Annotated in this window: 2 protein-coding genes; both read right to left on the bottom strand. The window is 65.8% G+C overall.

Annotated elements, in window-relative coordinates:
* On the bottom strand, positions 1 to 1547 hold a 1547-nt coding region (locus tag AC1DYI_RS32520; protein ID WP_477208244.1), incomplete at its 3' end, for a flagellar biosynthesis protein FlhA.
* A 308-nt stretch (positions 1548 to 1855) separates the two neighbouring features.
* The coding region (locus tag AC1DYI_RS32525) for an EscU/YscU/HrcU family type III secretion system export apparatus switch protein (protein ID WP_477208245.1) at positions 1856 to 2522 on the bottom strand (667 nt) is incomplete at its 5' end.

Here is a 2522-nt window from a genome sequence, read left to right on the forward strand (position 1 = left end):
TGCTCGACCAGCGCCTGGGTCTCCAAACGACCCAACAACTTGGCGGCATTCACTTGCATCAAGTGTGAAAGGTGGGTGGCCACCACAGTCGAGCAATCAACGACCRTAAACCCGCTCATTTGGGCTTGCTCGCGGTGGCGTTCTTCGATCCACACCGCGGGCAGCCCGAAAGCGGGGTCGATGGTCTTGGTGCCCGGCAGTGCAGGCACCTTGCCGCCCGGGTTGATGGCCATGTACATGCCCGGGAAAGCCTCGCCTTCGCCGACCACGGCGCCACGCAAGGTGACGCGGTACATGCTGGGCTTGAGGTCCAGGTTGTCGCGGATGTGCACCGAAGGCGGCAGGAAGCCGACTTCTTGGGCGAACTTCTTGCGGATGCCCTTGATGCGGGCCAGCAGATCACCCTTGCGGTCCTTGTCGACCAGCGCGATCAGGCGGTAGCCCACTTCGAGGCCGAGGGTGTCGACCGGCTGCAGGTCGTCCCAGCTGGCTTCGGCGTTGGCGGCCGGGGCGGCCTGGGTCGTGTCGACCTTGGGCTTGGTGGCTTCGCGCTTGGCACGCTGGGTCAGCCAGTAGGCGTAGTAGCCGATGACGCCCGACATCAGCAGGAACACCAGGTGCGGCATGCCCGGCACCAGGCCCAGCATGCCGATGATGCCGGCGGTCAGGCCCAGCGAGCGGGGCGAGCTGAAGACCTGGGCGCGGATCTGGGTGCCGATGTCGGTTTCAGAGCCAACGCGCGAGACCACCATCGCCGCGGCGACCGAGATCAGCAGGCCGGGGATCTGGGCGACCAGCGCGTCACCGACGGCCAGCAGGATGTAGCTGTTGGCCGCGTCGGAAGCCGACAGGCCGTGCTGGGCGACACCGATGATGAAGCCGCCGACCACGTTGATCAGCAGGATCAGCATGCCGGCGACCGCGTCGCCGCGGACGAACTTCGACGCACCGTCCATCGAGCCGAAGAAGTCGGCTTCTTCGCCCACTTCGGCGCGGCGGCGCTTGGCTTCGTTCTCGTCGATCAGGCCGGCGTTCAGGTCGGCGTCGATCGCCATCTGCTTGCCGGGCATCGCGTCCAAGGTGAAGCGCGCGCCGACTTCGGCGATCCGCTCGGCGCCCTTGGTCACCACGATGAAGTTGATGACGACCAGGATCGCGAAAACGATCAGACCGACGGCGAAGTTGCCGCCGATCAGGAAGTGGCCGAAAGCCTCGATCACCTTGCCGGCGGCGCCAGGGCCGGTGTGGCCTTCGACCAGCACGACGCGGGTAGAAGCCACGTTCAACGACAGGCGCAAGAGGGTGGTGACCAGCAGGATGGTCGGGAACGCCGCGAAATCGAGCGGCTTGATCATGTTGGCCGAAACCAGCATGACCATCAGTGACATCGCGATGTTGAAGGTGAACAGCAGGTCCAGCGCGAACGGCGGCAGCGGCAGCACCATCATCGCCAGCACCATCACGATGAAGATCGGGGCCATCAGTGCCTTGACCATGGCGGCGTGTTGGCCGAACAAGGCTTGCAGTTGCTGTTGGAACGCGTTCATCGGATGGTTTTGAAAGGGGAATGCGGGCGGGAATCTGTGAAACGGGATGTTGCCCGGGTGGCCGGAAAACTTGAGCCGGAAAAGGGGCATGAAACCAGCTGTCATTTGCCGTGAGCCCGGCGTGGCTTGCTGCGTCTGCCGTCGCGGGCGTGCGGAATGTCACGGCGGATTGCCAAGGACTACCGATCGGGCCGTTCGGCAGGCGAACGTGGCGCTTTGGGGCGGTCGCCGGAGAAGCGCCGTTGGCACCTCAAAACGACCGCGGGGCGCCAGACCGGCGCCCCGAATTCGGCCTGGACACCGGGCGATCAGGCGCCCGGCCGACTCTTACGCTGGTGGAACGCAGGCGAATGCGGATCGAGTTCGTCCGGAATGTCGACGTCCGGCTGGTCGATGCGGGCGTTCGGCGTGCGGCGCAGCGCGTAGACCCAGGCCAGCACCTGCGCGACGGCGGCGAACAGCGTGGCCGGCACTTCCTGGTCGATCTCGCAGTGGGCGTACAGCGCACGCGCCAGCGGCGGGGCCTGCAGGACCGGCACCTTGGATTCGCGGGCGATGTCGCGGATCTTCAGCGCCAGCAGGTCGGTGCCCTTGGCGATCACGCGCGGGGCGCCCATCTTGTTCTCGTCGTACTTCAGCGCGACGGCGTAGTGGGTCGGGTTCATCACCACCAGGTCGGCCTGCGGCACGTTGGCCAGCATGCGCTTGCGCACCATCTCGCGCATCCGCGCCTTGATCTTGCCCTTGACCTCGACGTTACCTTCCGCGTCCTTGTGCTCCTGCTTGACTTCCTCGCGGGTCATCTTCAGCTTTTCGAGCCACAGGTGCTTCTGCAGCGGCACGTCGATCAGCGCCCAGCCGCCCACCACCAGCAGCATCATTCCGAAGCCGCCGGCGATCGTCTGGCTCAGCGTGGCGATGCCCTCGGGCAGCGGCATCGTCAGCAGCTGGGTCAGGCCCTGCCATTGCGCCTTC

The sequence above is a fragment of the Ideonella sp. P3_A4 genome (genome assembly GCF_056403075.1).